This window comes from Halobellus ruber (assembly GCF_014212355.1).
Lineage (GTDB): Archaea > Halobacteriota > Halobacteria > Halobacteriales > Haloferacaceae > Haloquadratum > Haloquadratum rubrum.
In genome coordinates this window covers 365,085-391,047 of the sequence record NZ_JACKXD010000002.1, presented here as the reverse complement: position 1 = coordinate 391,047, position 25,963 = coordinate 365,085, and the positions used below count along the sequence as shown (strand labels likewise).

General features: G+C 67.0%; 23 protein-coding genes and 1 pseudogene. 13 read left to right on the top strand and 11 right to left on the bottom strand.

Annotated features, from left to right (window positions below):
- Positions 1 to 129 precede the first annotated feature (129 nt).
- The 5 genes from H5V44_RS06960 (at position 130) to H5V44_RS06940 (ending at position 6,288) form a co-directional block, all read left to right on the top strand.
- Entirely contained in the window at positions 130 to 1,260 is a 1,131-nt protein-coding gene (locus tag H5V44_RS06960) for an ABC transporter substrate-binding protein (protein ID WP_185192382.1), read from the top strand.
- Entirely contained in the window at positions 1,261 to 2,349 is a 1,089-nt protein-coding gene (locus H5V44_RS06955) for an ABC transporter ATP-binding protein (protein ID WP_185192381.1), read from the top strand. It abuts the gene before it with no gap.
- Positions 2,350 to 4,206, top strand: coding sequence for an ABC transporter permease subunit (locus tag H5V44_RS06950; protein ID WP_185192380.1), 1,857 nt, complete (start codon positions 2,350 to 2,352; stop codon positions 4,204 to 4,206).
- Entirely contained in the window at positions 4,203 to 5,027 is an 825-nt protein-coding gene (locus H5V44_RS06945) for a nitrilase-related carbon-nitrogen hydrolase (protein ID WP_185192379.1), read from the top strand. Before H5V44_RS06950 ends, H5V44_RS06945 begins: the two co-directional genes overlap by 4 nt.
- A 151-nt stretch (positions 5,028 to 5,178) precedes the next feature.
- A complete protein-coding gene (locus tag H5V44_RS06940; RefSeq protein WP_221625610.1) occupies positions 5,179 to 6,288 on the top strand; it encodes a class II histone deacetylase in 1,110 nt (369 codons plus the stop codon).
- Positions 6,289 to 6,312: 24 nt separating this feature from the next.
- On the opposite strand, the gene H5V44_RS06935 is transcribed toward H5V44_RS06940, so the two are convergent.
- Positions 6,313 to 6,849, bottom strand: a complete 537-nt coding sequence (locus H5V44_RS06935) for an HTH domain-containing protein (RefSeq protein WP_185192377.1) — start codon at positions 6,847 to 6,849, stop codon at positions 6,313 to 6,315.
- A 190-nt stretch (positions 6,850 to 7,039) separates the two neighbouring features.
- Here H5V44_RS06935 and H5V44_RS06930 point away from each other — a divergent pair, with 190 nt between their 5' ends.
- The 3 genes and pseudogenes from H5V44_RS06930 to H5V44_RS06920 all read left to right on the top strand — a co-directional run bounded on the left by H5V44_RS06930 (position 7,040) and on the right by H5V44_RS06920 (position 9,384).
- The gene (locus tag H5V44_RS06930; protein ID WP_185192376.1) at positions 7,040 to 7,555 is read left to right on the top strand and encodes a halocarboxylic acid dehydrogenase DehI family protein; all 516 of its coding nucleotides are present in this window, start codon (positions 7,040 to 7,042) and stop codon (positions 7,553 to 7,555) included.
- A gap of 739 nt (positions 7,556 to 8,294) precedes the next feature.
- Positions 8,295 to 8,763 (top strand): annotated as a pseudogene (locus tag H5V44_RS06925) (DUF4385 family protein).
- A gap of 54 nt (positions 8,764 to 8,817) precedes the next feature.
- The gene (locus H5V44_RS06920; protein WP_185192375.1) at positions 8,818 to 9,384 is read left to right on the top strand and encodes a sugar O-acetyltransferase; all 567 of its coding nucleotides are present in this window, start codon (positions 8,818 to 8,820) and stop codon (positions 9,382 to 9,384) included.
- Positions 9,385 to 9,406: 22 nt separating this feature from the next.
- Here H5V44_RS06920 and H5V44_RS06915 read toward each other — a convergent pair whose 3' ends face one another.
- From H5V44_RS06915 to H5V44_RS06885, 7 genes are all read right to left on the bottom strand, one after another.
- Entirely contained in the window at positions 9,407 to 10,261 is an 855-nt protein-coding gene (locus H5V44_RS06915; RefSeq protein ID WP_185192374.1) for a DUF7260 family protein, read from the bottom strand.
- A gap of 148 nt (positions 10,262 to 10,409) precedes the next feature.
- A complete protein-coding gene (locus H5V44_RS06910) occupies positions 10,410 to 11,492 on the bottom strand; it encodes an ABC transporter ATP-binding protein (RefSeq protein WP_185192373.1) in 1,083 nt (360 codons plus the stop codon).
- Complete coding sequence (locus H5V44_RS06905; protein ID WP_185192372.1) at positions 11,489 to 12,463, bottom strand: ABC transporter ATP-binding protein; 975 nt, start codon at positions 12,461 to 12,463, stop codon at positions 11,489 to 11,491. The genes H5V44_RS06910 and H5V44_RS06905 overlap by 4 nt, the downstream gene beginning before the upstream one ends.
- Positions 12,460 to 13,395 (bottom strand): ABC transporter permease, encoded by a 936-nt coding sequence (locus H5V44_RS06900; protein ID WP_185192371.1) that lies wholly within the window; start codon positions 13,393 to 13,395, stop codon positions 12,460 to 12,462. Before H5V44_RS06900 ends, H5V44_RS06905 begins: the two co-directional genes overlap by 4 nt.
- A gap of 2 nt (positions 13,396 to 13,397) precedes the next feature.
- Complete coding sequence (locus H5V44_RS06895) at positions 13,398 to 14,324, bottom strand: ABC transporter permease (RefSeq protein ID WP_185192370.1); 927 nt, start codon at positions 14,322 to 14,324, stop codon at positions 13,398 to 13,400.
- Between the two features lie 15 nt (positions 14,325 to 14,339).
- Positions 14,340 to 16,046: an ABC transporter substrate-binding protein gene (locus H5V44_RS06890; RefSeq protein ID WP_185192369.1), complete on the bottom strand. Its 1,707-nt coding sequence runs from the start codon at positions 16,044 to 16,046 to the stop codon at positions 14,340 to 14,342.
- A gap of 228 nt (positions 16,047 to 16,274) precedes the next feature.
- Positions 16,275 to 17,696 carry an aldehyde dehydrogenase family protein gene (locus H5V44_RS06885; protein WP_185192368.1) on the bottom strand — a complete coding sequence of 474 codons (1,422 nt, stop codon included), beginning with the start codon at positions 17,694 to 17,696 and terminating at the stop codon, positions 16,275 to 16,277.
- An 88-nt stretch (positions 17,697 to 17,784) separates the two neighbouring features.
- Between H5V44_RS06885 and H5V44_RS06880 the strand changes: the two genes are divergently transcribed.
- Both H5V44_RS06880 and H5V44_RS06875 read left to right on the top strand, forming a co-directional pair.
- Positions 17,785 to 18,675, top strand: a complete 891-nt coding sequence (locus H5V44_RS06880; protein ID WP_185192367.1) for an EamA family transporter — start codon at positions 17,785 to 17,787, stop codon at positions 18,673 to 18,675.
- A 72-nt stretch (positions 18,676 to 18,747) separates the two neighbouring features.
- Positions 18,748 to 19,134, top strand: a complete 387-nt coding sequence (locus H5V44_RS06875) for a hypothetical protein (protein WP_185192366.1) — start codon at positions 18,748 to 18,750, stop codon at positions 19,132 to 19,134.
- Between the two features lie 18 nt (positions 19,135 to 19,152).
- Here the strand turns inward: H5V44_RS06875 and H5V44_RS06870 are convergent, their stop codons facing one another.
- The 3 genes from H5V44_RS06870 to H5V44_RS06860 form a co-directional block, all read right to left on the bottom strand.
- Complete coding sequence (locus H5V44_RS06870; protein WP_185192365.1) at positions 19,153 to 20,289, bottom strand: amidohydrolase family protein; 1,137 nt, start codon at positions 20,287 to 20,289, stop codon at positions 19,153 to 19,155.
- 81 nt (positions 20,290 to 20,370) lie between these two features.
- Positions 20,371 to 20,730, bottom strand: coding sequence for a Rieske (2Fe-2S) protein (locus H5V44_RS06865; protein ID WP_185192364.1), 360 nt, complete (start codon positions 20,728 to 20,730; stop codon positions 20,371 to 20,373).
- Positions 20,727 to 21,857 (bottom strand): amidohydrolase family protein, encoded by a 1,131-nt coding sequence (locus H5V44_RS06860; protein ID WP_185192363.1) that lies wholly within the window; start codon positions 21,855 to 21,857, stop codon positions 20,727 to 20,729. Before H5V44_RS06860 ends, H5V44_RS06865 begins: the two co-directional genes overlap by 4 nt.
- Positions 21,858 to 22,002: 145 nt before the next feature.
- On the opposite strand from H5V44_RS06860, the gene H5V44_RS06855 reads away from it, so the two are divergent.
- From H5V44_RS06855 to H5V44_RS06845, 3 genes are all read left to right on the top strand, one after another.
- Positions 22,003 to 23,685, top strand: coding sequence for a thiamine pyrophosphate-binding protein (locus tag H5V44_RS06855; RefSeq protein WP_185192362.1), 1,683 nt, complete (start codon positions 22,003 to 22,005; stop codon positions 23,683 to 23,685).
- A 64-nt stretch (positions 23,686 to 23,749) separates the two neighbouring features.
- On the top strand, positions 23,750 to 24,739 hold the full coding sequence (locus H5V44_RS06850; RefSeq protein ID WP_185192361.1) for a C-terminal binding protein: 990 nt from the start codon (positions 23,750 to 23,752) through the stop codon (positions 24,737 to 24,739).
- A 44-nt stretch (positions 24,740 to 24,783) separates the two neighbouring features.
- Positions 24,784 to 25,920, top strand: coding sequence for an acyl-CoA dehydrogenase family protein (locus H5V44_RS06845; protein ID WP_185192360.1), 1,137 nt, complete (start codon positions 24,784 to 24,786; stop codon positions 25,918 to 25,920).
- Positions 25,921 to 25,963: the final 43 nt, after the last annotated feature.

Sequence of the window (25,963 nt, the reverse complement as noted above, 5' to 3'; positions counted from 1 at the left end):
CTTTTCTTTCGTCTCATTTCCGTTCAATTTTGTGTATGTCACGGAATTCCGACTCATCGTGCAGTTTCGGTCGAGTATGGAAGCATTTATACGCCACGGACCAAGTCCGACACACACGGTGGCAAGCTTATGCCAGGACACGACACTCACAACCGTCGCGAGTTCCTTCGGAAGACGACTGCGGGCCTGGGCGCGGCCGGGTTAGCCGGGCTGGCCGGCTGTTCCGGCGGCGGCGTCCTCGGGGGCGCCGGCGGGCCCAGCGGCCCGCTGACCGTCGCCGTCTACGGCGGCGTCTTCCAGGAAGTGATGGACGAACAGCTCTTTGCACCGTTCAACGAGGAGTTCGACTTCGAGGCCGAATCCGAGGCCCAGCCGACCTCCGAGGAGGCGCTGGTCCAGTACGAGAACGCCGTCTCGGCGGGCGAGGCCCCGGTCGACGTCGCGATCATGGCGAACACCGGCGTGCTGCAGGGGCTGAACTCAGACCTCTGGCACCTCTGGGACGGCGAATTCGAGAACCTCCAGTACATCAGCGACGGCCTCGTCCGCGAGGTCGACGGCGGGATCGCCAGCATCGGCGCGCTGTCGTGGTACATCAACCTCGTCCAGAACACCGAGATCATCGAGGAGCCCATCGACACCTGGGAAGCGCTGTGGGACAGCCAGTACCAGGACCAACTCGCGTTGCTCGGGTACGCCTCGAACTCCTTCCTGCTTGAAGTCACGGCGAACGTCCACTTCGACGGGAAGGACGTCCTGAACAGCCGCGAGGGGGTCCGGGAAGTGCTGCAGAAGCTCGAGGGCGTCAAGTCGCAGGCGAACATGTGGTACGAGAACGAGGCGGAGTTCCAGCAGCGCCTTCGCGACGGCGAGGTGCCCGCGGGGATGCTCTACAACGACATCACGCTCGTGATGCAGGACGAGGGCGCGCCCGTGCAGTCGAACTTCGTCCAGGAGGGGTCGATCCTCGACTCCGGTCACTGGGTCACCCTCTCGTCGTCGGAGCTCACCGAGGAAGCCCGGCAGTTCATCGACTACGCGAGTCGGCCGGAGGTGCAGGACCGCGTCGCGGAGAACCTCTACACCAGCCCGACCATCGACCGGCAGTACTCCGAGATCGACGAGGAGACCTACAAGACGATCTCGGGGCCGGGCCCCGACGAGGCGATCATCCCCAAGTACGAACTCTACGTCGAGGAGGAAGACTGGGTCAACGAGCAGTGGAACGAGTTCATCATCAGCGGGGACAACGTCAGCTAGATGAGCGAAATAACGCTGGAGGGGGTATCAAAACGCTACGACCGCGACGTCCTCGCGGTCGACGACATCGACCTCGAGATCGGGAGCGGCGAGTTCGTGACCCTCGTCGGACCGTCGGGGTGTGGGAAGACCACGACGCTGCGGACCATCGCGGGGTTCGAGAAACCCACCGCGGGGACGGTCCGCATCGGCGGCGAGGACGTGACCGGCGCGCCGCCCTACGAGCGCAACACGGGGATGGTGTTCCAGGACTTCGCGCTGTTCCCGCACATGACCGTCCGCGAGAACGTGGCCTACGGGATGGAGGCCGACGGCGGGTACAGCAACGCGGAGATCGACGACCGCGTCGCGGAGATGCTCGAACTCGTCGAACTCCCGGACACCGCCGACCGCTACCCCGATCAGCTCTCCGGCGGACAGCAGCAACGCATCGCCCTCGCGCGTGCACTGGCCCCGAAACCCGACGCCTTGCTTCTGGACGAGCCGCTCGCGAGCCTCGACAAGAAGCTCCGCGAGCAGATGCAGGTCGAGCTTCGCCGCATCCAACAGGAGATCGGCATCACCACCGTCTTCGTGACCCACAACCAGGAGGAGGCGCTGACGATGTCCGACCGGTTGGCGGTGATGAACGAGGGGCGGTTCGACCAGGTCGGCCCGCCCGGTGACGTCTACGACGAGCCCGACTCGCGGTTCGTCGCGGACTTCCTCGGAACGGCGAACATCTTCGACGGCTCCGTGACGACCCTCGAGGACGGTCGCGCGACCGTCGACTGTGCGGACGCCGAGGTCACCGCCACCGCCGACACGACGACGGCGGTCGACGACGACGTCGCGGTCGTGGTCCGCCCGGAACGGTTCCGGTTCGTGTCCGGAGCGACCGACGGCGGCACCCGCGCGGGCGCCGAGAACGTCTTCGAGGGGGAGATCACGTTCACCCGTCACCTCGGCAGCAGCGTCGAGTTCAGGCTCGAAACCGTTGCGGGTCGCGAACTGGTCGTCGTGCACCGGAGCGGGCTGGAAGGGTACGACCCGGGCGAACAGGTAACCATCGCGGTCGAGGCCGACGACTGTCGGCTCGTGTCACGGTAGATGTCGACGGAAACCTCAACGGGCGAGCGGGCCGACGAATCGGGGCGTGCGGGGCTCAGAGCCAACGCGAAGTGGTACGTCCTCTCGTACCCGCTGGCCTGGCTCGTGGCGGTCTTCCTCGTGCCGCTTCTGATGCTCGTGGTGTTCAGCTTCTGGGTGAACATCCCGGGCGGGCAGTACGAGGCGGGGTTCACCTTGGAGAACTACGTGCGGTTTCTCACGACCTCGCTGTACCTCAATCAGCTGTGGTTGACGATCGAACTCGCGTTGGTTACGTCGGTCTTCTCCCTGTTTCTCGGGTATCCGCTTGCGTACTACCTCGCGCGGCTCGATCGGCCGTGGCTTCGGGGTACGCTACTGATCACGATCATCTCGTCGCTTTGGATCACGTACGTCATTCGGGCGTACGCCTGGCAGGTCATCCTCGCGTCCAACGGGATCGTCAGTTCCGTCGGGGTCGCGCTCGGCATCCTCGAACGCCCGACGTCGTTCTACCCCGGATACTGGGGGCTGATCGTTGGGATGGTCTACGTGTTCCTGCCGTTTATGGTACTGACGCTGTACAGCAGCCTGCGGAACCTCGACGGCGAGCTGCTGGAGGCGTCGAAGAACCTGGGCGCCGGCCCGTTGCGGACGTTCCGGCGGGTGACGCTGCCGCTGACGAAAAACGGGATCGCCAGCGGGACGTCGCTCGTGTTCATCCTCGCGCTCGGGGCGTACGTGCTCCCGCGGCTGCTCGGCAGCGCTCAACAGCGGACCCTTCCGGTACTCATCGAACAGCAGATCATGAGCGAGAGCAACTACCCGTTCGGCGCGGCGATGAGCATCGGACTCATTGTCGTTGTCCTAGTGTTCCTCTGGCTTCTGCTCCGGATCACCGACGTAACGACCGGTGACCTCGGCGGAGTCGACGCCGTCGACGACGACGGCGACGCGCCGCGGGGCTCGGGAGGCGTAGTCGCCTACGCGTGGGGCGCTCTCGCCGAGGCCTCGGAAGCGATCGGGCTTTCGAGTGCCCTGGGAGCCGTCGGAGCCAGCGTCGGCAACGCCGTGCGGACTGTCGACTCGAACACCCGGGAGGCGATGATCGGGGCCTCGCTGCGAGCGTACGTCGCCGCGGTGATGGTGTACGTCGCCGGCCCGCTCGCCATCATCGTCGCGGTGTCGGTCACCCCCTCGGAGTTCCTGACGTTCCCGCCCGGCGGGTTCTCGTTGCAGTGGTACGTCACGTTCTTCACCGAACCCGGATGGATCGTCTCGCTTTTCAACAGCCTGACCATCGCGGTTGCGGCCGCCCTGCTCTCGACGTCCATCGGCGGCATCCTGGCGTTCTCACTCGATCGCTTCGACTACCGCCTCGAGTCCGTGTTCGCGACGTTCGGCGTACTGCCGATCCTCGTGCCGCCGGTGATCATCGGCGTCGCGTTCCTGGTGTTCTTCCTGCAGATCGGGTTCGCCGGCAGCTGGCTCAGCATCGTCGTCGCCCACGGGATCTTCTACGCGCCGTTTCCCTTCATACTCGTGATGCAGGGGCTCCGCGAACTGGATCGCACCTACGAGGAGGCCGCGATGAACCTCGGCGCCTCCCCCGTCCGGACGATCCGGACGATCACGTACCCGCTCCTGCGGGCGAACGTGGTCTCGGGGGCGCTGTTCGCGTTCATCCTCTCGCTGAACGAGTACATCATCGCGTGGCTGCTGTCGCTGTTCTTAGTCGAGACGATCCCGATCCACATCTTCAACCAACTCCGGTACTCCTACCCGCCGACGATCGCGGCCGCGAGCACGGTGTTCATCCTGCTCACGGTCGTGGTGATGACCTCGATCGACCGGCTGTCCGGGGGGATCTGGCAGTGAGCGCGCCCGTCGGCGACGCTCACATCGCGGTGGTCCAGACGGTCCCGGAGTTCGGCGCGATCGAACGGAACCGCCGTGCCACCGTCGAGGCGGTCGAGGCGAACGCCGACGCCGACCTGGTGGTGCTCCCGGAGTTGGCAACCAGCGGCTACGTCTTCGAGTCCCGCGCGGAAGTCGACGCCGCGGCCGAGCCCGCCGACGGGCCGACGGCGACCGCGTGGGCGGACGTCGCCGCGGAGACAGATACCTGGATCGTCGGGGGGTTCCCCGAACGCGACGGCGAGGCGACGTACAACAGCTCCCTGATCGTCTCCCCCGACGGCGTGGAAGGGGTCTACCGGAAGGTCCACCCCTGGAACGAGGAGAAGCGGTGGTTCGACCCCGGCGAGAAGGTCCCGACCGTACGGACGCCGTTCGGACGGCTGGGCGTCCAGATCTGTAACGACCTCTGGTTCCCGGAACTGACGGCAACGCAGGCGCTGGCCGGCGTCGACGTGATCGCGGTTCCGACGAACTGGGTGCCGGAGCCCGCTGCCCGCCCCGCCGGGTGGACGATGGGCGTCCACCAGGCGGTCGCGGCCGCGAACGCGAACCGGGTGTTCGTGGCGTGTGCCGACCGCGCGGGGACGGAACGGGAGATACCCTTCGAGGGGCAAAGCGTCGTCGTCGACCCGGACGGCGTCCCGGTCGCGGGCCCGCTACCGGACACGGGTAGTTATACGGCGACGGCCGACTGCGACCTCCGACGGGCCCGCGAGAAGGCGCTGACCGAGCGGGACGACGTGCTCGGGGACCGTCGTCCGGACGTCTACGAGGTCTGACTGCCGCAGTCCGGCCGTCGACGGCGGGCAACATTTATAACCCGACGGGCGAGTTGCGATGGCATACCCTTGCCACGTTACGAGCGAACGTACCGGACGATCGGCCGCGAGCGACCCCCCGGAGTCCCGGGGTCCCGGCGGCGGTGGGACGGTGACTGAGTTGCGCGTGTTCTACGACGACGCCGCCCTGGCTCACGTCGCGCCGGGAGGCGAGTTCGACGTTCCGGCCTCGAGGCGGCTCGCCGTCGAGGAACCGCACCCGGACCGGCGCGAGCGCGTCGAGAACGTCGTCGGAATACTCCGGAGTGAACTCGCGGCGGAGACGACCTGGACGGGGTTTGATCCGGCGACTCCGACGCAACTCCAACGGGTTCACGAACCGTCGTACGTCGCGGAGATCCGGACGTGGGCCGGGGAGGGCGGCGGCCGCCTCACCCCCGACACCGGCGGAAACACCGAAACCTACCGGGCGGCGCTGACCGCCGCCGGCGGCGCGGTCGCGGCCGCAGAACGGGCGATCGAGGCCGACGACGAGGTTCCATACGCCCTGGTCCGACCGAGCGGCCACCACGCCCAGTCCGACCGGGCCGACGGCTTCTGTTTCTTCAACAACGTCGCCGTCGCCGCGGCGCACCTCCTCGCCACGGACCGCGCCGACCGCGTCGCCGTCGTCGACTGGGACGTTCACCACGCCAACGGGACCCAGGAGATCTTCTACGACCGCGACGACGCCCTCGTGGTCAGCCTCCACCAGGATCACGACTCCTGGGACGAGGAGACCCACCCGCAGGCCTGCGACCTGACCGAGCGGGGGACGGGCGACGGCACTGGTTACACGGTGAACGTGCCGCTCCCGCCCGGGACGGGCGACGACGGCTACCAGTATGCCGTGGCTGAACTCGTCGAACCGGTGGTGGCGTCGTACGACCCCGACGCCGTGCTGGTGAGCGCCGGCCAGGACCCCGGAACCGTGGATCCGCTCGGCCGCAACGCGGTGACGAAATCCGGCTTCGAGTCGCTCGGCGCCGACGCCCGGCGGATCGCGGCCGATCACGCCGGCGGCTCCCTCGCGCTGGTCCAGGAGGGCGGCTACCACCTCAGCCACGTGGCGTACGCGACCCTCGGCGTACTCGAGGGCGTACTCGACGTCGAGACGGGCGTCGGGGATCCGTACGCGAACGTCCCTGGCGACACGCGGTCGGCGAAACGGGCCGTCGACGAGGCGGTCGCCGCCCACGGCGACTTCTGGCCGCTGCGATAGCCGTCGCGGCGAGGAGGCCCGGCGTCAGTCTGCGGCGATCGGCTCCGTCGAGGTCGCCGTACGGTCGACGTCGAGGGTGACCGTCCCGGCGCCCGAGTTCACGGCCTCGACCGTGCCCCAGATCCGCAGTTCGGTCGACGGAGTCGGGCCGATCACCACCCGGTCGCCCCGCGAGAGGGCGCCAACAGGGCCGCGAAGGGAGACTTCCGCCCGACACAGATCGGGGTCGTGGACGGTCTCGAAGTCGATCTTCTCGACGTTGACTCCGTCCAGCGCCTGTCCGTTCCGTTCGACGAGGACGTCCGCGGGGTCGGTCAACCGCTCGCTGTCCAGGGCCCGGTAGGCAGCCGCGGTCGGTTTGTATCCGCCGCGCGGACCCGGAACGCCCTCGATCAACTGAAGCGCACTCAGACTCTGCATCTGGTTGCGGATCGTTCCGGGGTTCCGGTCGAGTGCGGCCGCCAGTTCCTCTCCGCCCACGAGTTGCGTCTCGTCGTCCACGAGTTCCACGAGCGACTCGAGGATGCGGTGCTGGTTCGAGCTCAGCTCCGGTGTTGGCATACACGTCGCTACAGGACGTATTTGTATAAACGTTTTCTCTATAAGCGTAAAAGGTAGCGTCTGAATTAATATTCCCTTATTCGTTTGCCTATATTCATCGTATAAGGATTCAAAATGTCGGTTTGTAATATAGACGTAGTAGGGGGTGATCGTCGTCCGATCGAACGACCGCTCGGCCGGGAGCGGACGTATGCACCAGTTTGACCGTCCCGGCAGACGGGCGAACATTGACCCCACCGACCAACTCGCCGAATCCGACGCGACGGGTCTCCAGCACGGGATGTGCGCCGACATCCGGACGACGTTCCGCGGGGCCCTCGTGAACTCGATCCGGCGGGCGCTCTCGGCCGACGGGCCGGAGCTGACACGCTGCCTCAGGGGGCAGACCAGACTCGCCTTCGAGGCCCGCGAGTTCGCGGCGTTTTCCCTCGTCTTCCGCGACCGCATCGTCTCGGCGGTCAAGGCGAGAATCCCGCACCACGATCCCGAAGACGTCGACCTCGATCCGGCCGCCTTCGCCGAGCTGTGCGGACAGCGCGCGACGTTCGATGTCGTCGCACCGCGTCTGGCGGTGTTGTTCTCGCTCGCAGCTCGTCGGCTCGACGGCCGTCCGGTGGGCACCGCAGACGCCGGGGAGGCAGCGGCCGCGCCGTTCCCCGCGTGGCTCGACCCGGAGGGACTCATACTGTCGGCTATAACTACGTGAAGGTTTTCCACACCCCCGGGGTGTCGAAATCCGTCACGCGACTATAGCCGACAGTATCACGGGCGTCGGGTGACGGAGGGGACTGCCGCGGACCTCCAGAACCTCCTCGGGAACGTTTCCCGACGGTGGACGGGAGGTCCTGCCGCTGCTGTACGTGTACGCTGCAACCGTCGGCACGACCGGCAAACGGCGGAGACTCGGGGTTCCGTAGAATCGGGGCATTCACTACTGACCGGGGGCGTCTCCGCTTTTCGAGGCTCTTCGGAACCACGAGGGCGGGCCGAAGGCTGCCGTGCCATCTACCGGGAGAAACGTCACGTCGAGAAGCAGTCGTCTCCTGTGGTGACCGATCCGTTTCGCCGATCGACACATCAGTCGCTTGTATCAGTTGTGCTATTTATCCGATTCCACTGCCGTGTTCCGTCTTCAATCAATCCAGGCAACGTAACTCAACGGCGCACATTGTATATTCATTTGATATTTTCGCTCGCGACGCCGATCCGAACCTTCGGCAGGTCCGACAGTTACGATCTTCAGTCCCGACCGTCACCATTGGCAGTTCTATAGTAGCGTTTGCAACTGGTTCCACATCCGATCGCACGCCGTCGTGCGATCGAGTGAGCGAAGACTTGCAAACGCTACCACACGGAGCGATCCCGAGTCGTCGGCAGCGGCCGAGCCCCGAACAGCGCCGGGCTACCCGGAAGATCGACCCGTTCGCGGCTCCTTGCTCCGACCGATGGATCCGGTTCGCGGCGACGTGTCAGAAGTGACGGACGGTCCCGAATACGACCTCGACGTCCGGGAACACCCCGAACGGTACCGACGAGCGCGGCGCGTTCAAGATCGAACTCCTTCCACTATGGGGGATCGCGACGCTCCCCGAAGCCCGGGAGGGCGCCGAAGCGATCGTCGAGCGGTACCGCGAGTATCGAGCCGAAGACGACTTCGTCGGGATGGATATGGCGCGGAAGTACCTCCAGATGGGTTGGACCCGGGCGATGCGCTACGCGAAGTATCCTGGGGGCCAGAAGTACGAGACCGACGAGGACGGGACCCGGATCGAACGCGAGCCCCGGGAGTGGTACGACGAGGAGAAACGGGAGGTCGCGCTGGTCTACCGGGAGTGCCTCGACCGGGTGCGCGAGGACGAGGCCTACGAGCGGGCGAAACAGGAGCACGACGCACGGTACGGAACCGACGAGTGAACCCGCCGTGACTCCACAAGACCGATTACGAGACCCGAGAAACCGCCAGCATCGATGACCTCCGAACGGGAGAAGATGCTGCAGGGGGACCTGTACGATCCGGACGATCCGGAGCTCGTCGCCGACCGGAGACACGCACGGGAGCTGACGGACGAATACAACGGAACGGCACCGACCGAAGGCGACCGTCGAACCGCGTTGCTGGCGGAGCTTTTCGGGACCGCGAGCGAGGGAGCACACGTCGAGCCGCCGTTCCGGTGTGACTACGGGTACAACGTCCACGTCGGAGCGGACTTCTACGCGAACTTCGACTGCGTGTTCCTCGACGTCTGCCGGATATCGATCGGGGAGAACTGTCTGCTGGGCCCGGGCGTTCACATCTACACCGCGACACACCCGCGGGATCCCGAGGAACGTGCCGGGGGGCTGGAGTACGGCGAGCCGGTCACCGTCGGCGACGACGTCTGGATTGGGGGCCGTGCGGTTCTCAACCCCGGCGTTTCCGTCGGCGACGACAGCATCGTCGGGTCGGGCGCGGTCGTGACCTCCGACGTTCCGCCGAACGTTGTCGTCCGCGGAAATCCGGCGACCGTCGTCCGGGAGCACGACCCCGACGAGTGATCGGGTGGGGGGTCTCCCCCGGTCATTCACGGTCGAACACGGTCGCAGCGATCCGCTCTTCGACCTCCCGAACCCGTCTGATGAGATCGAGGGCATCGCCAACGACCGGGTGGGTCCAGTCGTGTCGCTCGTAGAGGTACTCCCGAAAGTTCAGCCCGCCCCCCTGGGGAGCGTCGACGTACTCCGTCTGGCGGTCGGCGATGAGGGAGTCACACTCCCGTTCTGCCGTCCGGAGCCGCCGCGCGGCGTCTTCGAGCCCCTCGAACGCCTGGCGGTTGAACTCGCGGCTGTGGACCCGGTCGACCGCGTTCGCCGCGTTCCGTAACCGCTGTTCGGACGCAGTGAGCGACTGGAGTTCTGACCCGACGAGCGACGCGAGCTCGGCTCGCTCCCCGGCGGCCGTCTGGCTCGCGTCCGCCAGCGCGTGCTGCAGCGGCGGGTCGAGGGTGTCGGTCGTGGCGAGCGCGGTGGCGAAGTCCGGCCCCAGCTCGGCGGCGACGTTCGTCAGTAACGGCTCCCCGTACTCCGACTCGTAAAAGTCGACGCTCATCACGGTCGCCCGGTACAGCTCCCGGACCGTCTCGGTGGTATCGCCGGCCGTACCGGCGGGGTCGCGGAGCAGGGTCCCGTCGACCGGAGCGCCCCGGTCGTCGGTGGCGTCCAACTCCCGTACCCTCTCGGAGAACCGTTCGAAGGCGACCCGTTCGGACTCGGTCCGACGCTTTTCCTCCCGGGCAGTCTCGATCGCCTCCGGGATCCGGGTCAGACAGCCGACGGCTGCGGCGAACGGAACCCCGTTCCACGCCGGGGCGGCGAGGCTGAACGCGAGCGGACCGAACCGGACGAGCGCGATCGTAGCGATTGCGGTCTTCGCCACTGACCGCAACCACCCCGACCGGGAACCGACCGCACTGATAACCTCTCGAAGCATCCGCATTCTCCTCGTTACACCGTACCACACCCGGTCCAGCCACTAATAGGTTCCTTCGCCGGGACACCGAAACGAGCCGCGTGTCGGAGGCCGATCAGTCGTCCTCGGTCGTCTGGCGGGCCGGGGACGACGACGCCGAACGGCTGTCACCGGTGACCGGCCCGAGCGACTCCGCCTCGTCGACCCGGATACATCGCACGTGGTTGTCCCCGTGTGTCTCGAACTCCGGGAACGCCGCGGAACACTCCTCTGTGGCGACCGGACACCGCGGGTGGAACCGGCACCCGGCGGGCGGGTCGCTGGGTTCGGGGACGGTCCCGGGGAGGGTGATGTCGTTCTCCGAATCGTAGTGCGGGTCCGGGACGGGAACCGCGGAGATCAGCGCCTTCGTGTACGGGTGTTTCGGGGACCCGAAGAGCGCCTCGACGGGCGCCGTCTCGATGACGTTTCCGAGATACATCACCGACACCTCGGTCGCGAACTGCCGGACGACGGAGAGGTCGTGGGTAACCATCACGTACGTCAGGTCGTACTCGTCTTTGATCTCGCCGAGCAGCTTCAGAATCTTCGATTGGACGCTCACGTCCAAGGCGCTCGTCGGTTCGTCGAGCAGTAGCAGGCTCGGGTTCAGACTGATCGCCCGGGCGATCGCCACGCGCTGTTGTTGCCCCCCGGAGAGTTCGTGCGGATACCGGCCGTAGTAGTCGGGGCCGAGGCCGACATCGTCCAGCAGACTCACCACCCGGGCGTCGATCTGGCGGTTCGTGGCGTCGGTGTGGAGGTCCAGCGGTTCCGCGATGATCTGTCCGATGGTGTCCCGGGGGTCGAGCGACGACTCGGGGTTCTGGAACACGATCTGGATCTCGCTTTTGAGTTCGCGTTGCGCGCCGGCCGAGAGGGTAGAAATGTCGGTTCCGTCGAAGCGGACCGTTCCACCGGTCGGCTCCTCCAGCCCGAGAAGCGTCTCCAACAGCGTGCTCTTCCCGCAGCCCGACTCGCCGACGATGGCGTGGATGTCGCCGGCGCGGACGTCCAGATCGACGCCGTCGACGGCCCGCACCGTTCCGGTCTGGCGGCGCAGGATTCCCTCCTCGATCGGGTAGTGCTTCCGGAGATCCCGAACCTGCAGGAGCGGCGTCGACTCCGCCGAGCCGTGAGACGTAGCGTTCCCGTTCATTGTTCGGACGCGTCGTGGACCAGACACGAGGCCTCGTGTTCGTCGCCGCCTACCGGATCCGGCCGCGTCGTGCGGCACCGCGGCTCGGCGTCCGGACACCGAGGGTGGAACGCACACCCCTCCGGGGGGTCGAGCATATCCGGAACCGACCCTTCGATGACGCGCAGTTCCTCGTTCGGGCGGTTGATGTTCGGGATCGTCCGGAGCAACTCCCTGGTATACGGGTGGGCCGGCGTATCGAAGATGTCGTAGACGCTCCCGTATTCGACGACCTCGCCGGCGTACATCACCGCGATCTTGTCACAGAACTCGGCCACGACGCCGAGGTTGTGGGTGATCCAGAGCACGGAGAGTTCCGCCTCCGATACGACGTCTTTGAATATCTCCAGTACTTTCTTTTGAACCGTCACGTCGAGCGCCGTGGTGGGTTCGTCGGCGATGATCAGATCCGGGTCGAAGCCGAGCGTCATCGCGATCGAGACGCGTTGCTTCATCCCCCCCGAGAGCTCGTGGGGGTAGCTGTCGAGAACCCGGTCGGGGTTCGGCATATCCACCATCTCCAGGTACTTCTTCGCGATCTCCTCGGCTTCGGCGTCGCTCACGTCGCGGTTGTGGCCGATCGTCTCGACCATCTGGCTCCGGACGGAGTACACCGGATCCAGGGAGGTAGAGGGGTCCTGGAAGATCATCGTCACGTCCCGGCCCCGGACGCGCTGCATCTCGCGGTCCGACAGGCCGAGCAGGTCCCGTCCGTGGAGCGCGATGCTGCCGGCGTCGATCCCGCCGGGGGACTCGATCAGTCTGAGGATCGACTGGGCGGTGACCGACTTGCCGCTCCCGGACTCCCCCACGAGTCCGACGCGTTCGCCCTCCTCGATGGTGAGGTTGACGCCGCGGAGGGCCTCGACGGTGCCCGCGTTCGTGTCGAACGTCGTCTCAAGATCGCGGATCTCGAGTAGCGGGCCGTTCATCGGCTGTTCTCCAGTTTGGGGTCGATGGTGTCTCTGAGCCCTTCGCCGAGGAAGTTGAACGACATTATCACGAGCACGATCGCCAACCCGGGGAACACGGAGATCCACCACGCCGTCGTGATGTACTGCCGTCCGGCCGAGAGCATTATGCCCCACGACGCCGTCGGCGGCTGGACGCCGAGTCCCAGAAACGACAGCGAGGCCGCAACGGCGATCGCGTTTCCCATCTGCAACGTGACGACCACGAACGCCGGGACGATCGCGTTCGGGATGAGGTGTCGGAAGATGATCCTGGCGTCCGAGAGCCCGATGGCCTCCGACGCCTTGATGAACTCCAGTTCGCGCAACGAGAGCACCTCCCCGCGTACGAGTCGCGCGAAGATGCCCCAGAACACCAGCGCGATCGCGGCGAGGACGGTGGTGAGGTCCGGTTCCAGGATCGACGCCAGCGCCAACCCCATAATGATCGCGGGGAACGCCCAGGTGGTGTCGATTGCGGTCTGGACCACCGAGTCCACCTTGCCCCCGTAGTAGCCGGCGAGGGCGCCGAGGACGGAGCCGACGACGAACGCGAGCCCCATCGAGGTCACCGCGATCTGGAGTGCGATCCGGCTGCCGAAGATCACCCGCGAGAGGATGTCGCGTCCGAGGCTGTCAGTCCCGAACGGGTGGGCGGCGGAGGGTGCGGCCCTGATCGCGGTCGGGTTGACCTCCGTCGGGCTGTAGGGGGCGAGCTGCGGCGCAAAGAGCGCGACCACGGCGACGAACGCCAGGATCCCGGCGCCGATGATCGAGAGCCGGTGTTGAGCCAGGTCGCGGAGGAAGTAGGTGACCCGCTCGACTCGCGACCCGGCGCTGCCGATCCGGTCGACTTCCTCCTCCCACTCTTCGGCCAGTCCCTCCCAGTCGATGGACGTCGTTTGCTCACTCATTGTCACTCGTACCGTATCCGCGGGTCGACGAGCCCGTACAGGACGTCTGCGAGGAAGTTTCCGAGCATAATTGTCGTCACGAGGATCATCAGGATGGCGCGGACGACCGGGTAGTCGCGTTTGAAGATGCTATCCACCAGCAGGTGGCCGACGCCCGGGCGGTTGAACACGATCTCGATGACGAGCCCGGAGGCCAGAATGTAGCCGAACCGGAGGCCCAAGAGGGTGATGATCGGAATCAGGGCGTTCCTGACCGCGTGTTTGAGGATGACGTTCCGCTCGGGGAGGCCGTGGGCGCGCGAGGCCGTGATGAACTTCTCGTTCAGCGTCTCGATCATCGACGACCGCATCACGCGCGTCTCGATTGCGCTGCCGCGGAGGCCGAGCGCCACGGCCGGGAGCACCAGCAGTCCGAGCGTCCCGTATCCGACGGCGGACACCCACTGCAACTGGATCGCGAAGATCAGTATCAGGATGATGGCGAACCAGAAGCTCGGGAACGAGACCGCGAGGAGAACGAACCCCATCGACAGGTAGTCCCACTTCGTGTGCTGTTTCAGGGCCCCGATGATCCCGAACGGGATCGCGATCCCGTAGGAGATCGCGAGTGCGAGCAGCGAGAACCGGAGGCTGATGGGTGCACGGATGGCGATCATCTCCGTGACGGGGTTCCGCGTCGCGACGGAGACGCCGAGGTCACCCTGCAGAAGGTTCCCCATCCACGCCAGATACTGGATGTACACCGGCTCGTCGAGCCGCCACTTGGCTCGGATCGCGGCGAGCTCCTCGGGGCCGGCACGCGGCGGTGCCAGCGTCGTGACCGGGTCGCCGGGGGTGAGCTGGACGAGCGCAAAGACGATCCCGGACGCCAAAAGCAGCTTCGGGAGCAGCCCCAGCGTCCGACGCCCGATGTACGAGTAGAGGCTCATCTCTCGGTGGCGGTGTTACCACTCCTCGCTCTCGACGGGCCACATTACGGCACCCTTGTAGTGTGGCTTCCAGTTTTCGATGTGGTCCCCCCACGCGTCTGCGGCCGTCGGATAGACGAGGTAGATCATCGGAACGACGTTCTCGAGCAGGAACTTGTGTGCCTCTTTGAACCGTTCGGTCCGCTCTTCGAGCGTGTTCGCGTCCCGCGCCCGATCGGTGAGTTCCGTCGCCTGCGGGTACTGCTTCCAGGCGTTCGAGTTGAGGTAGTAGGAGTCCTCGGCGGATTCGCTCGTCGCCCACCAGAGCTGGTCGGCGTTCCCCCAGTCGTAGAACGTCGACATCCCGGCGGCGAAGTTGCTGTTGCCGACGTCCTGTTTGAACGTCGAGGTGTCGGTCTGGCTCACCTCCATCTGGACGCCGACGTCCTTGAGTTGCTCCTGGATGAGGGTGGCACGCCGGCGGGAGAGCTCGGTGTTCTGCGTGAGCAGGGTGAAGCGCGCTTCGCGGCCGTTCTTCGTGCTGATGCCGTCGGGGTTGACCGTCCAGCCGTTGTTGCGCATCACACTCCTCGCCCGTTCCAGGTCGTACGTGTAGTTGAACTCCTCCGGAACGTTGTGTGCGGCGGTGGTCGGGACGAGGTAGTTCGGTGCCGGCTGTCCGATCCCGTTGAAGATGACGTCGACGATCTCCTGGCGATCGATGGCGTAGGAGATCCCCTTCCGGAGGCTCAGATCCTCGGCCAACACCGGCGACGTGCTGGTCTCGGGATCCAGATTGAGCATGATGAAGATCTGCTCGGTGCTCGCCGGCGGCGCCGCGACGTTGAACTGGTCGTTCTCCTGGTAGTTCGGCACGCGGTTGTACGGGAGGCCCGCGATCAACCCGTCGACGTCGCCCGCTTCGAGCGCCGAGGTCCGGGTCGCCGTTTCGGGGTACGACTGGTACTCCAGCCGCGCGGGCCGAACTTCCACGTCCCCGTCGTACAGCTCCTTCTCCCACGGTTTGGGCCAACTCCACTCGTCGTACCGTTCGAGGATCGCGTGGTCGCTGTCGTGTTCGACCTCCTTGAACGGGCCGGCGCTGACCACCTTCCCGCTCTGTCCGTACTCGTCGCCGTACTTCTCGACTGCCTCGCGGCTGTGGAGCTGCCCCCACGCGGACGCGAGGTCCCAGACGATGTAGGGGTCCGGGGACTCGAACATCACGCGGGCCCGGTAGGTGTCCTCGACGACCACGTCGTCCACCGAGTCGACGACGTACGACGTTCCCGAGCCGTTCGCCAGGAAGTCGGTGAGGTGCCACTTCACGTGTTCGGCGTTGAACTCCGAGCCGTCGTGGAACACCACGTCGTCGCGGAGGTCGAACACCAGCTCCTGGCCGTCGTTCTCGTAGGACCAGTCGGTCGCCAGGTGCGGCGTGACCGCGCCCTGCCTGTTGAACGAAGTGAGCGTGCTTATCACCCGGAAGTTGTGCGCGCCGTCGTCGGCGGCGGTCCGGGTGTCCATGATCGGCGGAACCGGTTCCGGGAGGCCGATTCTGACCGTTCCGGAGTCGTCGCTTTCCTCCGTGCTTCCGGAACTGTCCGATCCGGAATCCGAGTCCGATCCGTCGGTCTCGGTGTCCAACCCGGTCTGTGCCCCGTCGCTGTCGTCGCCGGTACATCCGGCCAACCCGACTGTTCCGGCGAGTACGCTACCTTTTAGTAACGTCCGTCGGCGCATGACAAGTGTTATCTATACTTTACGTATAAAAAACTATTGTAATATGACGTATGCTACGCCGTCCGCCGGATCGGGAGAACGGTCGGTAGGCGGCTCTTGCTCGGTCGTTTTCAGGGGTACCGGGGTGGATCAGTCGTCCTGACCGACTCATACTGTTGGCTATAACTACGTGAAGATTTTCGGCACCCCGGGGTGTCGAAATCCGTCACGCGACGATAGCCGACAGTATCAGTTCCCGTAGTCGATCGCCACCGACTTCACCTGCGTCATCCCTTCGAGGTGCCACGTCCCCTTGTACTCGCCGCCGCTTCCGCTCTGCTTGAACCCGCCGAACGGGAGTTGATGCTCCCAGACGTTGTTCGTCCCGTTGACCACCACTCCGCCGGACCGGAGTCGGTTCACCACCCGGTGGGCGGTCCGGAGCGATTCGGTGAACACCGCCGCCTGGAGCCCGTATTTGGTGTCGTTCGCGATTTCGACCGCCGCCCCGGTGTCTGCGGCCCGGATGATCGGCGTCACCGGCCCGAACGTCTCCTTGGTCGCGACCCGCATCCCCGGCGTCACGTCGGCCAGGACGGTCGGCTCGCAGTACCGCTGCCCGACGGAGCCGCCGGCAGTCACCCGGGCGCCGGCGTCGACCGCGTCCGAGACGTGTTCGCGGACGGTGGACCGGGTGTCGTCGTTGATCGGCGGGCCGACGTCGGTGGCCTCGTCAAGCGGATCGCCCACGACGAGCGACCCGGTGCGCTCGGTCACGGCGTCGACGACATCGTCGTAGACGGCATCGGTCGCGATGACCCGCTCGGTCCCCGAGCAGGACTGCCCGCAGTTGTAGTTGCTCCCCGTCACGATCGCGTCGGCGGCGGCCTCGACGTCGGCGTCGTCGAGCACCAGAACGGGGTCCTTGCCGCCGAGCTCCAACAGGGCCTGGGCGCTCCGTTCCGCCGCCGTCGCGGCGATCCGCTGGCCCACGTCCGTGCTGCCGGTGAACGCGACCAGCCGGACCGCGTCGTGCGTGCTCAGCGCCGCCCCGACGCTGCTGCCGGGTCCGGGGACGAAGTTGAACGCGCCCTCGGGCAGCGAGGTTTCCGCGAACGCCTCCGCGATGTACGTCGCCGTCAGTGTGGCTTCCGACGCGGGGTTCCACGTCACGGGGTTGCCGGTCACGAGCGCCGCCGAGAGGTGATCGGTCGGGATCTCGAACGGGTAGTTCCAAGGCGTGATGACCCCCGCCGGCCCGTACGGCTCCCGCTGTGTGAAGTTCAGCCGCGCCTCGAACGTCGAGCGGGTCACCTCGCCGTTGAGCCGGACCGCATCCGCGGCGTAGGACCGTCCCGAATCGATCGCGCTCTCCACTTCCGTGCGCGCCTCGCTCAGCGGCTTCCCGGTCTCACGTGCCATCGTCTCGACGATCTCGTCGGCGCGCTCCGCCAGTCGGTCCATCGCGGATCTGATCGCGTCGGCCCTGTCGTGGACGTTCATCTCCCTGAACGTCCGCGCCGTCTCGGTCGTCGCCACGACCGCCTCCTCGACGTGTTTCGGCGTCCCACGGGACACCGAGCCGAGCGTACTGTCGTCGACCGGGGAGCGGCACGCCAACGGATCGGCCGCCGAGTCGCGCCACTCGCCGTCGATGTAGAGCTGTCGCATCGCCGCAACGTTCGGGAGTGGGCGACATAAATCCCGGTTCGAGCCACCCAAACAAATTTCAGCCGACTCCGAGTGGGTCCGAGCGTGTATGTCGGCCGCGCTCAGTGTCCTCTCCCTGTCGCTCGTCTCGGGGCTCTGTTGGGGGATCGGGCCGATCTTCTCGAAGCTCGGGATGGAGCACGGCGGACGCTCCGAGCGCGCGACGCTCGTCGTGCTCTCCGTCGGGGCGACGATCTTCTGGGTCGTCTCGCTGGGCTCGAGGGTCGGCCTCGGCGGGGGCGGCAACCTCCCGCTGGTCGCCCTGTCGGCGTTCGTCGTCTCGGGGCTCTGCGGGACCTCCCTCGCGTGGTTGCTGTGGTTCCGCGGCATCGACAGGGTCGGCGCGAGCGTCAGCAACGTCGTCTTCTACTCCCAGCCGCTGTTTGCGGTGCTGCTTGCGGCACTCCTGCTCGGCGAACGGGTGACGGCCACGGTCGCCGTGGGCGTCGCGCTCATCGTCGGCGGCATCACGCTCCTGTCGCTGTCGGGCGATCGGGCGGTCGGCTCGTGGAACCTGAGCAGCCTGCTTTTCCCCCTCGGGGCCGCGGTCCTCGCCGCGGGCGGGACCGTGTTGAACCGCTTCGGGTTCAGCATCTCGGCGGTGACGCCGCTGGAAGCCGCGACGGTGAACCTCACCAGCGCGCTCCCGCTGATGGTCGGCTACGCACTCGTCAGACAGCGGAGCGTGTTCACCGGGGTCGGCCGGTCGGACCTCTACTTCGTGGGGTCCGGTCTGGCGAACGCCGCCGCGCTGTTTACGATGTTCGCAGCGCTGGAGACCGGATCCGTCGTGTTGGTCGCACCGATCGTCGGCACCTCGCCGCTGTTCACGACGCTTTTCGCGTCGATGATGATCCCGGACGTAGAGCGCGTCACGCGTCGGACCGTGGTGAGCGCGGCGCTGACGGTGGCCGGCGTGGCGGCGATCTCGTTCGTGTGAGCCGTGAAGGCGCCTCCGGACGCGGCCGAATCGACAGCAGGGTTATGAGGTGCGCCCGGCGATACACGGGTGATGTCCGAGGACCCGCCGCGACCCGCGAGTCACCCGCCGGGATACGACGAGGACTCGCCGTACGACGGGACCGAACTCGACGCGCTCCCCGCGTGGTGGCGGGAGAACGTCGCCGCGTTCCGACGCCACGGGATGCGGCCGTACCGTCCCCCGCGGTTCGCCGATGGGGCCGTCACGACTGAGATCATCGATAGGCTCGAAGCCGAGCACGGGATCGACGTCCGGATCCGGGCGCTCGACCCGCAGGCCGGCGGCGACTGGGAGGTCGTCGTCGACGGCGACCCGGTCGGCCGTATCGAGCGGGAGCGGACGGAGGGCGGCTACTCGGAGTACGGCGTGACGGCGGCGGAGTTCGAGACGATCGTCACTGAGGCACTCGGAGAATGAGGCCTCTCTATCGCCGGCTCAGATGTCGTAGAGCCGTTCGGCGTTCCCGCCGAGAACGGCGTCGATGTCGTCGGCGGACAGGTACTCCCGGAGCCGTCCGACGGCCGTCTCGGGGGTGTCGGTCACGGCGTGCGGAAGGTCCGAGGCGAAGACCACGTTCTCCGGGCCGACCATCTCCACCATCGCGGGGAAGTACGGGAGCGTCTCCCCCGACTGGTCCATCGGTTGCGTCGCCCAGTAGAACGACTCCGAGAGGTAGGCGCTGGGCAGTTGCGAGAGCGCCGGCAGTTCGTAGCCGAGTTCGAGGTAGTGGTCGTCGAGGCGGTAGGTGAAGAACGGAACGAACCCCAGTCCGGCCCCCTGGACGACGAACTCCACGTCGTACCGCTCGGGGACGCCCTCGAACAACAGCGAGGTGACGTTCCGCATCTGGACGAACGAGTGCTGGTAGACGAAGTCCTCCGGGAACGACTGCGCCCACCAGTACTGCTGGCCGAAGCTCTTGTTCCCGACCGTCGACTTCATCGCGATCGGGAGGTCCTGCGCCGCCGCGGCCTCGTATATCGGGTGGTACTGGCGGTGTCCAAGCGGCGGCAGCACGCCGCTTGCGGGAAGCTGGACCCCCACGATGTCGTCCTCGTCTCCGATACGGTCGATCTCCGCGGCCGCCCGCTCGGGGTGTTGCGGTGCGACGACGGCGTTCCCCACCAGCTCCGGATGCCCGTCCAGCTCCGCGAGCAACCAGTCGTTGTACGCCGTGGCGAGCGCGACGGCGAAGCGGTCGTTGTTCACCTCCGACAGCCCCAGATTGAGCGTCGGATTCACCACGCCGGTGTCGACGCCGACGTCCCCCGCCCGGTCGGCCAGTTCCGCGGCGCCGATGGAGTCGTCCACGTCGGCGGCGGCGACCGGCTCCCCCCCGCCGTTGGTTCGCTTGTACTCGTAGAGGGGGTAGCTGGACGGGCCCGCGTAGATCATATCATGGTGCATATCGGTCAACGAGATCACGCGGTGGGCCCCGGAGGACTCGTCCATCCGCGCCAGCAGACCGGCGGGCGTCTCCTGGACCTGCGCGTCCACGTCGACGACGCGGTCGACCTCGGAGAGTCCGCTCACACGCTCCGCTTCGTCGACCCGCAGGGCGCTCTCCAGCATATCAGGCGCAACGGGGAGGGCGGTGAAATAGTTTTCCGCAGGCGACGACGACGCGGCCCGAACCGCGACGCGGGGTCGGGCTCACCGGACGGCGTACACTGTGCCGTCCTCCACCTCGACGTCGTAGGTCGGGACCGCGTACCGCTCGTCCTTCGGGCTCCGTCCGGACGTGATGTCGAACTTCCAGCCGTGCCACGGACAGACGACGTACTTCTCCTCGCCGTCGTAGTCCCAGTCCCAGCCGTCCTCGCTCGTGGTCATCTGCCCGCTCAAGGCGCCCTCACAGAGCGGGCCGCCCTGGTGGATGCAGTAGTTCGCGACGGCGTAGTAGTCGCCGTCGTGTCTGAACACCGCGATCTCCTGTCCCCTGATCTCCGTGATGACCCGCGAGCCGTCCTCGGACAGTTCGGTGGCGTCGGCGATCGGGTACCGCTCCGTCATCGGATGTCGTACACCTCGACCGCGTTCCCGCCCATCATCCCCCGGACGGCATCGGCCTCGAAGTAAGCGCGAACGCGGTCGAAGAGCTCCTCCGGCGTGTCGAAGTCCGGGTGGGGCGCGTCGGCGGCGAACATGAGGTTCCCGGGGCCGATCAACTCGACGAGCCACGCGAGGTGTCGCGGGGTCTCCGCAGTGTGGCCGAGCGGCTGCGTACACCAGTAGAGGGCGTCGTCGACGTACTCACGCGGGGGGTTCGGAAGCGCGGGGATCTCCGCTCCGAACTCGTGGTAAGCGGTGTCGAGTCGCCGGAGCAGGTAGGGGACGTAGCCGATCCCGGCCTCCTGGAACACGAACGTCAGATCCGGGAAGCGTTCGGGGACGCCCTGGAGCAACAGCGAGGTGGCGTTGGTCATATGCGCAAACGGGTGCTGTGTGACGTGGTCCTCGGCGTACGTTTCGGCCCAGTAGGACTGCTCCGGGAACGGCTTCATCCCCGCGCCGCTCGTGTGCATACTGATCGGCAGGCCGTTTGCCTCCGCGGCGTCGTAGATCGGATCGTACGAGGCGTGGCCGGCCGGCGGGAGCAACGCGGTGCCGAGCAACTGGATCCCCGCGATGTCGTCCTCGTCGGCGAGTCGATCGATCTCCTCGGCCGACCGGTGTGGGTCGTGGGGCGCGACGACCAGGTTCCCGACGAGGTTGTCGTAGGCGTCGAGTTCGGAGACGAGCCAGTCGTTGTACCCCTGTATGATCGCGACCGCGTAGTCGCGTTCGCGGACGAAGTTGAGGTTGAGAATCAGGGTCGGATTCACCACCCCCGCGTCGACGCCGATCCGCTCGGTGACGGCGGCGGTCTCTTCGAGTTTCGCGTCGTCGTAGAGCCCCGCGGGGTCGCCGTCGCCCTCGGCCATGTCCTCGTAGAGGTACGTCGGCGTCGGCGAGTGATAGAGGTTCATTTCCGTCCCGGGAGCCGGCGACCGCTCGAAGAACCGCTCGAAGCGCCGGTGGTCGGCGTCCAGGTGTGCTCGGATGTCGTCCCACGAGGCCTGTGCGTGTGCGTCCGCGTCCACGATGAGTTCGACGTCCTCGAGGGACGACAGCCGATCCGGCTCGATCGTCTGGGACATACCTCAAGAGTCGGCAGTTGACATAAAAAACCTTGCGTCGGGCAAGAACGTTCGCCGCCGAACTGGGGACCGGCGGTGGCGACGCCGGACTCCGAGTGAAAGTTTATGCCCGGGGCTCCCGAGGTGGTAAGCGGACGCTTCCAAGATGGCAACGGATAGTTACACCGGCGCCGACCTGTTCGTGGACGCGCTTGAGCGCTACGGCGTGACCCACCTGTTCGGCAATCCCGGAACGACGGAACTCCCGCTGATGCGGGCTGTCGCCGACTCCGCGCTCGATTACGTACTCGGCCTCCACGAGGACATCGCGGTGGGGATGGCGGGCGGGTACGCGAGCGCGCGGCGGTACCACGCACACCACGACCCGACCATCACGCCCCTGGGCGTTGTGAACCTCCACGTCGCCCCGGGGATGGCACACGGGCTGGGCAACCTCCAGAACGCGGCGTGGTCGGGCGCCCCGCTCGTGGTCACCGCGGGCAACCACAGCACCGACTTCCAACACGAGGAGCCGATCCTCTCGGGCGAACTCGTCGGGATGGTCGAGGAGTACTGCAAACTGAGCGCCGAGGTCACCGACGTCTCGGCGCTCCCGACGATGACCCGCCGGGCGGTGAAGACGGCGCTCACGCCGCCGACGGGGCCGGTCTTTCTGAGCCTTCCGATGGACGTGATGATGGACGGGACGGACGCCGCGCCGGAGCGCCTGGGGTCGATCCCCGGCGCCGGGGCGGGAGACGCCTCGCGGCTCGCCGACGCGGCAGCCGCGCTTGAGGGGGCCGACGACCCGGTCTTGGTCGTCGGCGATCGGATCGCGCGGTCGGGTCCGGAGGCCGTCGACGCCGCCGTGGAACTCGCGGAGGCGACCGGGACCGCGGTGTACAGCGAGATGAACACCTGCGAGATCAGCTTCCCGCCGGACCACGACCAGTGGGTGTCGTTTCTCTCGCCCGATCCCGAGATGGCGCGACCCGCGTTCGACACCGACACCATAGTGTTCGTCGGCTGCACGTCGAACACTCCCTACATCCCGTACGACGAGCCGTACGTCCCTCCCGAGGCGACGGTCGTGGAAGTCAACCTCGACCCCCGGGAAATCGGGAAGAACGACCCCGCTGACGTGGCGATCGCCGGCGACCCCGGAGCCGCGATGCGGGAGGTCGCCGACCGCGTGACCGTCCCGGAGGCGGAGCGCCGTCGGCGGCGGTCAGCAGTTCCCGAACGGCGCGAGGCGGCGGCGGCGTCCCTGGGAATCGGGGAGGGAACGACCCCGGATGGAGAGATCACCAAGTCGGCGCTCGCGGACGCGCTGGCCGACGTGGCGGGCGACAGTTACGTGCTCAACGAGAGCAACACAAGCAAGTTCGCGCTGCTCTCCCGGTGGCACCTCCAGCCCGAACAGTTCGTCTCGAACAAGAACGGCGGGCTCGGATACAGCCTCCCCGCGACGGTCGGGGCCGCCGTCGCCCACGAGGAACACGGCAGCGACCGCCCGGTCGTCGGGTTCGTCGGCGACGGCTCGTACCTCTATTACCCCCAGACGCTGTACTCCGCCGCGCGGTACGACCTCGATCTCACGGTAGTCGTCCCCAACAACCGGAACTACCGCATCCTCAAGGACGGGATGCTGGAGATCTACGGCGGTACCGACGCGGATCACGAGTACGTCGGGATGGACCTCGACCCGGCGGTGGATCTCGTGGCCAACGCCGAGAGCCACGGCGCCGACGGCGTCCGGATCGACGACCCCGACGAGTTGGCCGGGGCGCTGTCCGAACTGATCGACGCCGACGGCCCCACGGTCGCCGACGTGACCGTCACCGACTGACGGGCGCCGTCGGCCCCGCGGGCGATGCCAAAGCGTATGTGCCCGCCGGGCGAGAAACGACGCGATGACGACGCAGTCACCGGTACGGGTCGTCCACATCGACCCGCACGGATTCGACGACGTGGCGATCGAGCGGGAACTGTTCGAGTCAGCCTTCGAGTCCGTCGAGTTTGTCACGGTCGATACCGGCGGGGACGCGATCGCGGCCGACGTCGACCGGGCGGACGTCCTGCTCGCACACTACGCCGAGGTGACGGCGGAAGCTATGGACGCCGTCGGGTGTTCGGTGGTGACGGTGTACGCCACGGGCGTCGACAACGTCGACGTCGACGCGGCAACCGAGCGCGGGACCGCAGTCACGAACGTGCCGGAGTACTGCAACGAGGAGGTCGGCGAGCACATCGTGTCCCTTGCGCTCGCGCTCGTTCGGGGCCTGCCGCAGTACGACGCCCGGACGGCAGCCGGCGGCTGGGACTGGGACGCGGTCTCGCCGGTTCGGACGGCGTCCTCGCTCACGTTCGGGTTCTTCGCGTTCGGGAAGAAAGCGAGAGCCGCGGCCGACCTCGCCGCGGCGATCGGCGCCGACGTCGTCGCCCACGACCCATACCTCGACGACGAGGAGATCCGCGCGGCGGGCGCGTCCCCGGTGTCGTTCGACGAACTCGTGGAGGGGTCAGACGTGCTCTCCGTGAACGCGCCGCTGACGCCGGAGACCCAAGGGTTGTTCGACGGCTCCGTCTTCGAGCGGATGCCCGCCGACTCGATCCTGATCAACACGGCGCGGGGGACGCTCGTCGACGAGGCGGCGCTGGTCGAGGCCTTGGAGGAGGGCCCGCTCTACGGCGCCGGACTCGACGTCCTCGCGACCGAGCCGCCGCGCGATGACAACCCGCTTTTGACGCGGTCCGACACCGTCGTGACCCCGCACGCCGCGTGGTTCTCGCCGGGCGCCATCCGTCGGCTCCGCGAGCGGGCCAGCGAGATCGGGGCCGCGGCGTACCGCGGCGAGGCAGTCGACGGCGTCGTGAACCCCGAGGCGTTCGGGAACCGGTAGCCGGGACCTGGGAGATTTATTACGCGGAAGTCCGAAACCGAGGTATGGAGCTCTCCGAAGCGGAGTCAGAACTCCGGGCAACGGCCGCGGAGTTCGCTGCCACCGAGATCGAACCCGTCGCCGTCGAGTTCGAACGGGAGAACAAACATCCCAGAGACATCGTCCGGAAGGCGGCCGAGAAGGGCCTCACGTCCGCGGCGCTCCCGGCGGAGTACGGCGGCGGCGGACTGGGGATCACCGGCAACCTCGTCGTCCGCGAGGAGCTGTACGCGGCCGATCCGGGGATCGCCGAGGCGATCACCGGATCGATGTTCGGGTGTGAGATCATCGCGGCCGAGGGCACAGAGGAGCAGGCCGAACGGTGGGTTCGGCCGGTGACGAACGGCGAGATCATCACCGGCGCGGCGATGACCGAACCCCGGGGCGGGTCGGACTTCGCGAACACGGAGACGCGCGCCGTTCGCGACGGCGACGAGTACGTCATCAACGGCGAGAAGATCTTCATCGGCAACGGCCCGATCGCGGACGCAGTCTTAGTGTTCGCGCGGACGGCGGACACCGATCCGCCGCACCGCGGGATCTCGTCGTTCGTCGTCGAGTCCGGGACAGAGGGCTTCCACCAGGTGGAGTTAGACGAGTTCGCCGGTCCGGGCGCGATGTCTCTCGGGCGGCTGGAACTGGACGACGCGCGGGTGCCCGCAGACGCGCTCGTCGGCGAGGAGGGCGAGGGGTTCTACCAGGCGATGCGGACGATGAACGGGAGCCGCCTGGAGATCGCGGCGAGTTCGATCGGCGCGGCCCGGGGGGCGCTCGACCGCACGATCGACTACATCTCCGACCGGGAGGCGTTCGGCGATCCAGTCTCCGAGCGGCAGGCGGTCCGCCACCGCATCGCGGAGTACGAGGCGCGGCTCGAAGCCGTCCGGAGCCTGACGTACGAGGCGGCACGGGACCTCGAGGAGGACGCCGACCTGGCGGAAGAGCCCGCGATGGCGAAGCTCCTGGCGTCGGAGCTCGCCGAGGAGGTCGCCAGCGACGCGATCCAGTTCCACGGCGGCTACGGGCTGCTCGACGAGTACCGGGTCGAGGAGTATCTCCGGTGGACGAAGATCGCACAGATCTACGACGGAACCAGCGAGATCATGCGGGACATCATCGCGGAGTCGGCCATCGACGGGTAGCCGCGTGGGCCCGGCCCGAACTCACCCGTTCGCAGTCGAGGAC

What these genes read in the sequence shown, in the direction of transcription:
- H5V44_RS06960 (WP_185192382.1), top strand. Translation starts at nt 130, where the DNA reads ATGCCAGGACACGACACTCACAACCGTCGCGAGTTCCTTCGGAAGACG.
- H5V44_RS06955 (WP_185192381.1), top strand. Translation starts at nt 1,261, where the DNA reads ATGAGCGAAATAACGCTGGAGGGGGTATCAAAACGCTACGACCGCGAC.
- H5V44_RS06950 (WP_185192380.1), top strand. Translation starts at nt 2,350, where the DNA reads ATGTCGACGGAAACCTCAACGGGCGAGCGGGCCGACGAATCGGGGCGT.
- H5V44_RS06935 (WP_185192377.1), bottom strand. Translation starts at nt 6,849, where the DNA reads ATGCCAACACCGGAGCTGAGCTCGAACCAGCACCGCATCCTCGAGTCG.
- H5V44_RS06930 (WP_185192376.1), top strand. Translation starts at nt 7,040, where the DNA reads ATGCACCAGTTTGACCGTCCCGGCAGACGGGCGAACATTGACCCCACC.
- H5V44_RS06920 (WP_185192375.1), top strand. Translation starts at nt 8,818, where the DNA reads ATGACCTCCGAACGGGAGAAGATGCTGCAGGGGGACCTGTACGATCCG.
- H5V44_RS06910 (WP_185192373.1), bottom strand. Translation starts at nt 11,492, where the DNA reads ATGAACGGGAACGCTACGTCTCACGGCTCGGCGGAGTCGACGCCGCTC.
- H5V44_RS06905 (WP_185192372.1), bottom strand. Translation starts at nt 12,463, where the DNA reads ATGAACGGCCCGCTACTCGAGATCCGCGATCTTGAGACGACGTTCGAC.
- H5V44_RS06900 (WP_185192371.1), bottom strand. Translation starts at nt 13,395, where the DNA reads ATGAGTGAGCAAACGACGTCCATCGACTGGGAGGGACTGGCCGAAGAG.
- H5V44_RS06895 (WP_185192370.1), bottom strand. Translation starts at nt 14,324, where the DNA reads ATGAGCCTCTACTCGTACATCGGGCGTCGGACGCTGGGGCTGCTCCCG.
- H5V44_RS06890 (WP_185192369.1), bottom strand. Translation starts at nt 16,046, where the DNA reads ATGCGCCGACGGACGTTACTAAAAGGTAGCGTACTCGCCGGAACAGTC.
- H5V44_RS06885 (WP_185192368.1), bottom strand. Translation starts at nt 17,696, where the DNA reads ATGCGACAGCTCTACATCGACGGCGAGTGGCGCGACTCGGCGGCCGAT.
- H5V44_RS06880 (WP_185192367.1), top strand. Translation starts at nt 17,785, where the DNA reads ATGTCGGCCGCGCTCAGTGTCCTCTCCCTGTCGCTCGTCTCGGGGCTC.
- H5V44_RS06875 (WP_185192366.1), top strand. Translation starts at nt 18,748, where the DNA reads ATGTCCGAGGACCCGCCGCGACCCGCGAGTCACCCGCCGGGATACGAC.
- H5V44_RS06870 (WP_185192365.1), bottom strand. Translation starts at nt 20,289, where the DNA reads ATGCTGGAGAGCGCCCTGCGGGTCGACGAAGCGGAGCGTGTGAGCGGA.
- H5V44_RS06865 (WP_185192364.1), bottom strand. Translation starts at nt 20,730, where the DNA reads ATGACGGAGCGGTACCCGATCGCCGACGCCACCGAACTGTCCGAGGAC.
- H5V44_RS06860 (WP_185192363.1), bottom strand. Translation starts at nt 21,857, where the DNA reads ATGTCCCAGACGATCGAGCCGGATCGGCTGTCGTCCCTCGAGGACGTC.
- H5V44_RS06855 (WP_185192362.1), top strand. Translation starts at nt 22,003, where the DNA reads ATGGCAACGGATAGTTACACCGGCGCCGACCTGTTCGTGGACGCGCTT.
- H5V44_RS06850 (WP_185192361.1), top strand. Translation starts at nt 23,750, where the DNA reads ATGACGACGCAGTCACCGGTACGGGTCGTCCACATCGACCCGCACGGA.
- H5V44_RS06845 (WP_185192360.1), top strand. Translation starts at nt 24,784, where the DNA reads ATGGAGCTCTCCGAAGCGGAGTCAGAACTCCGGGCAACGGCCGCGGAG.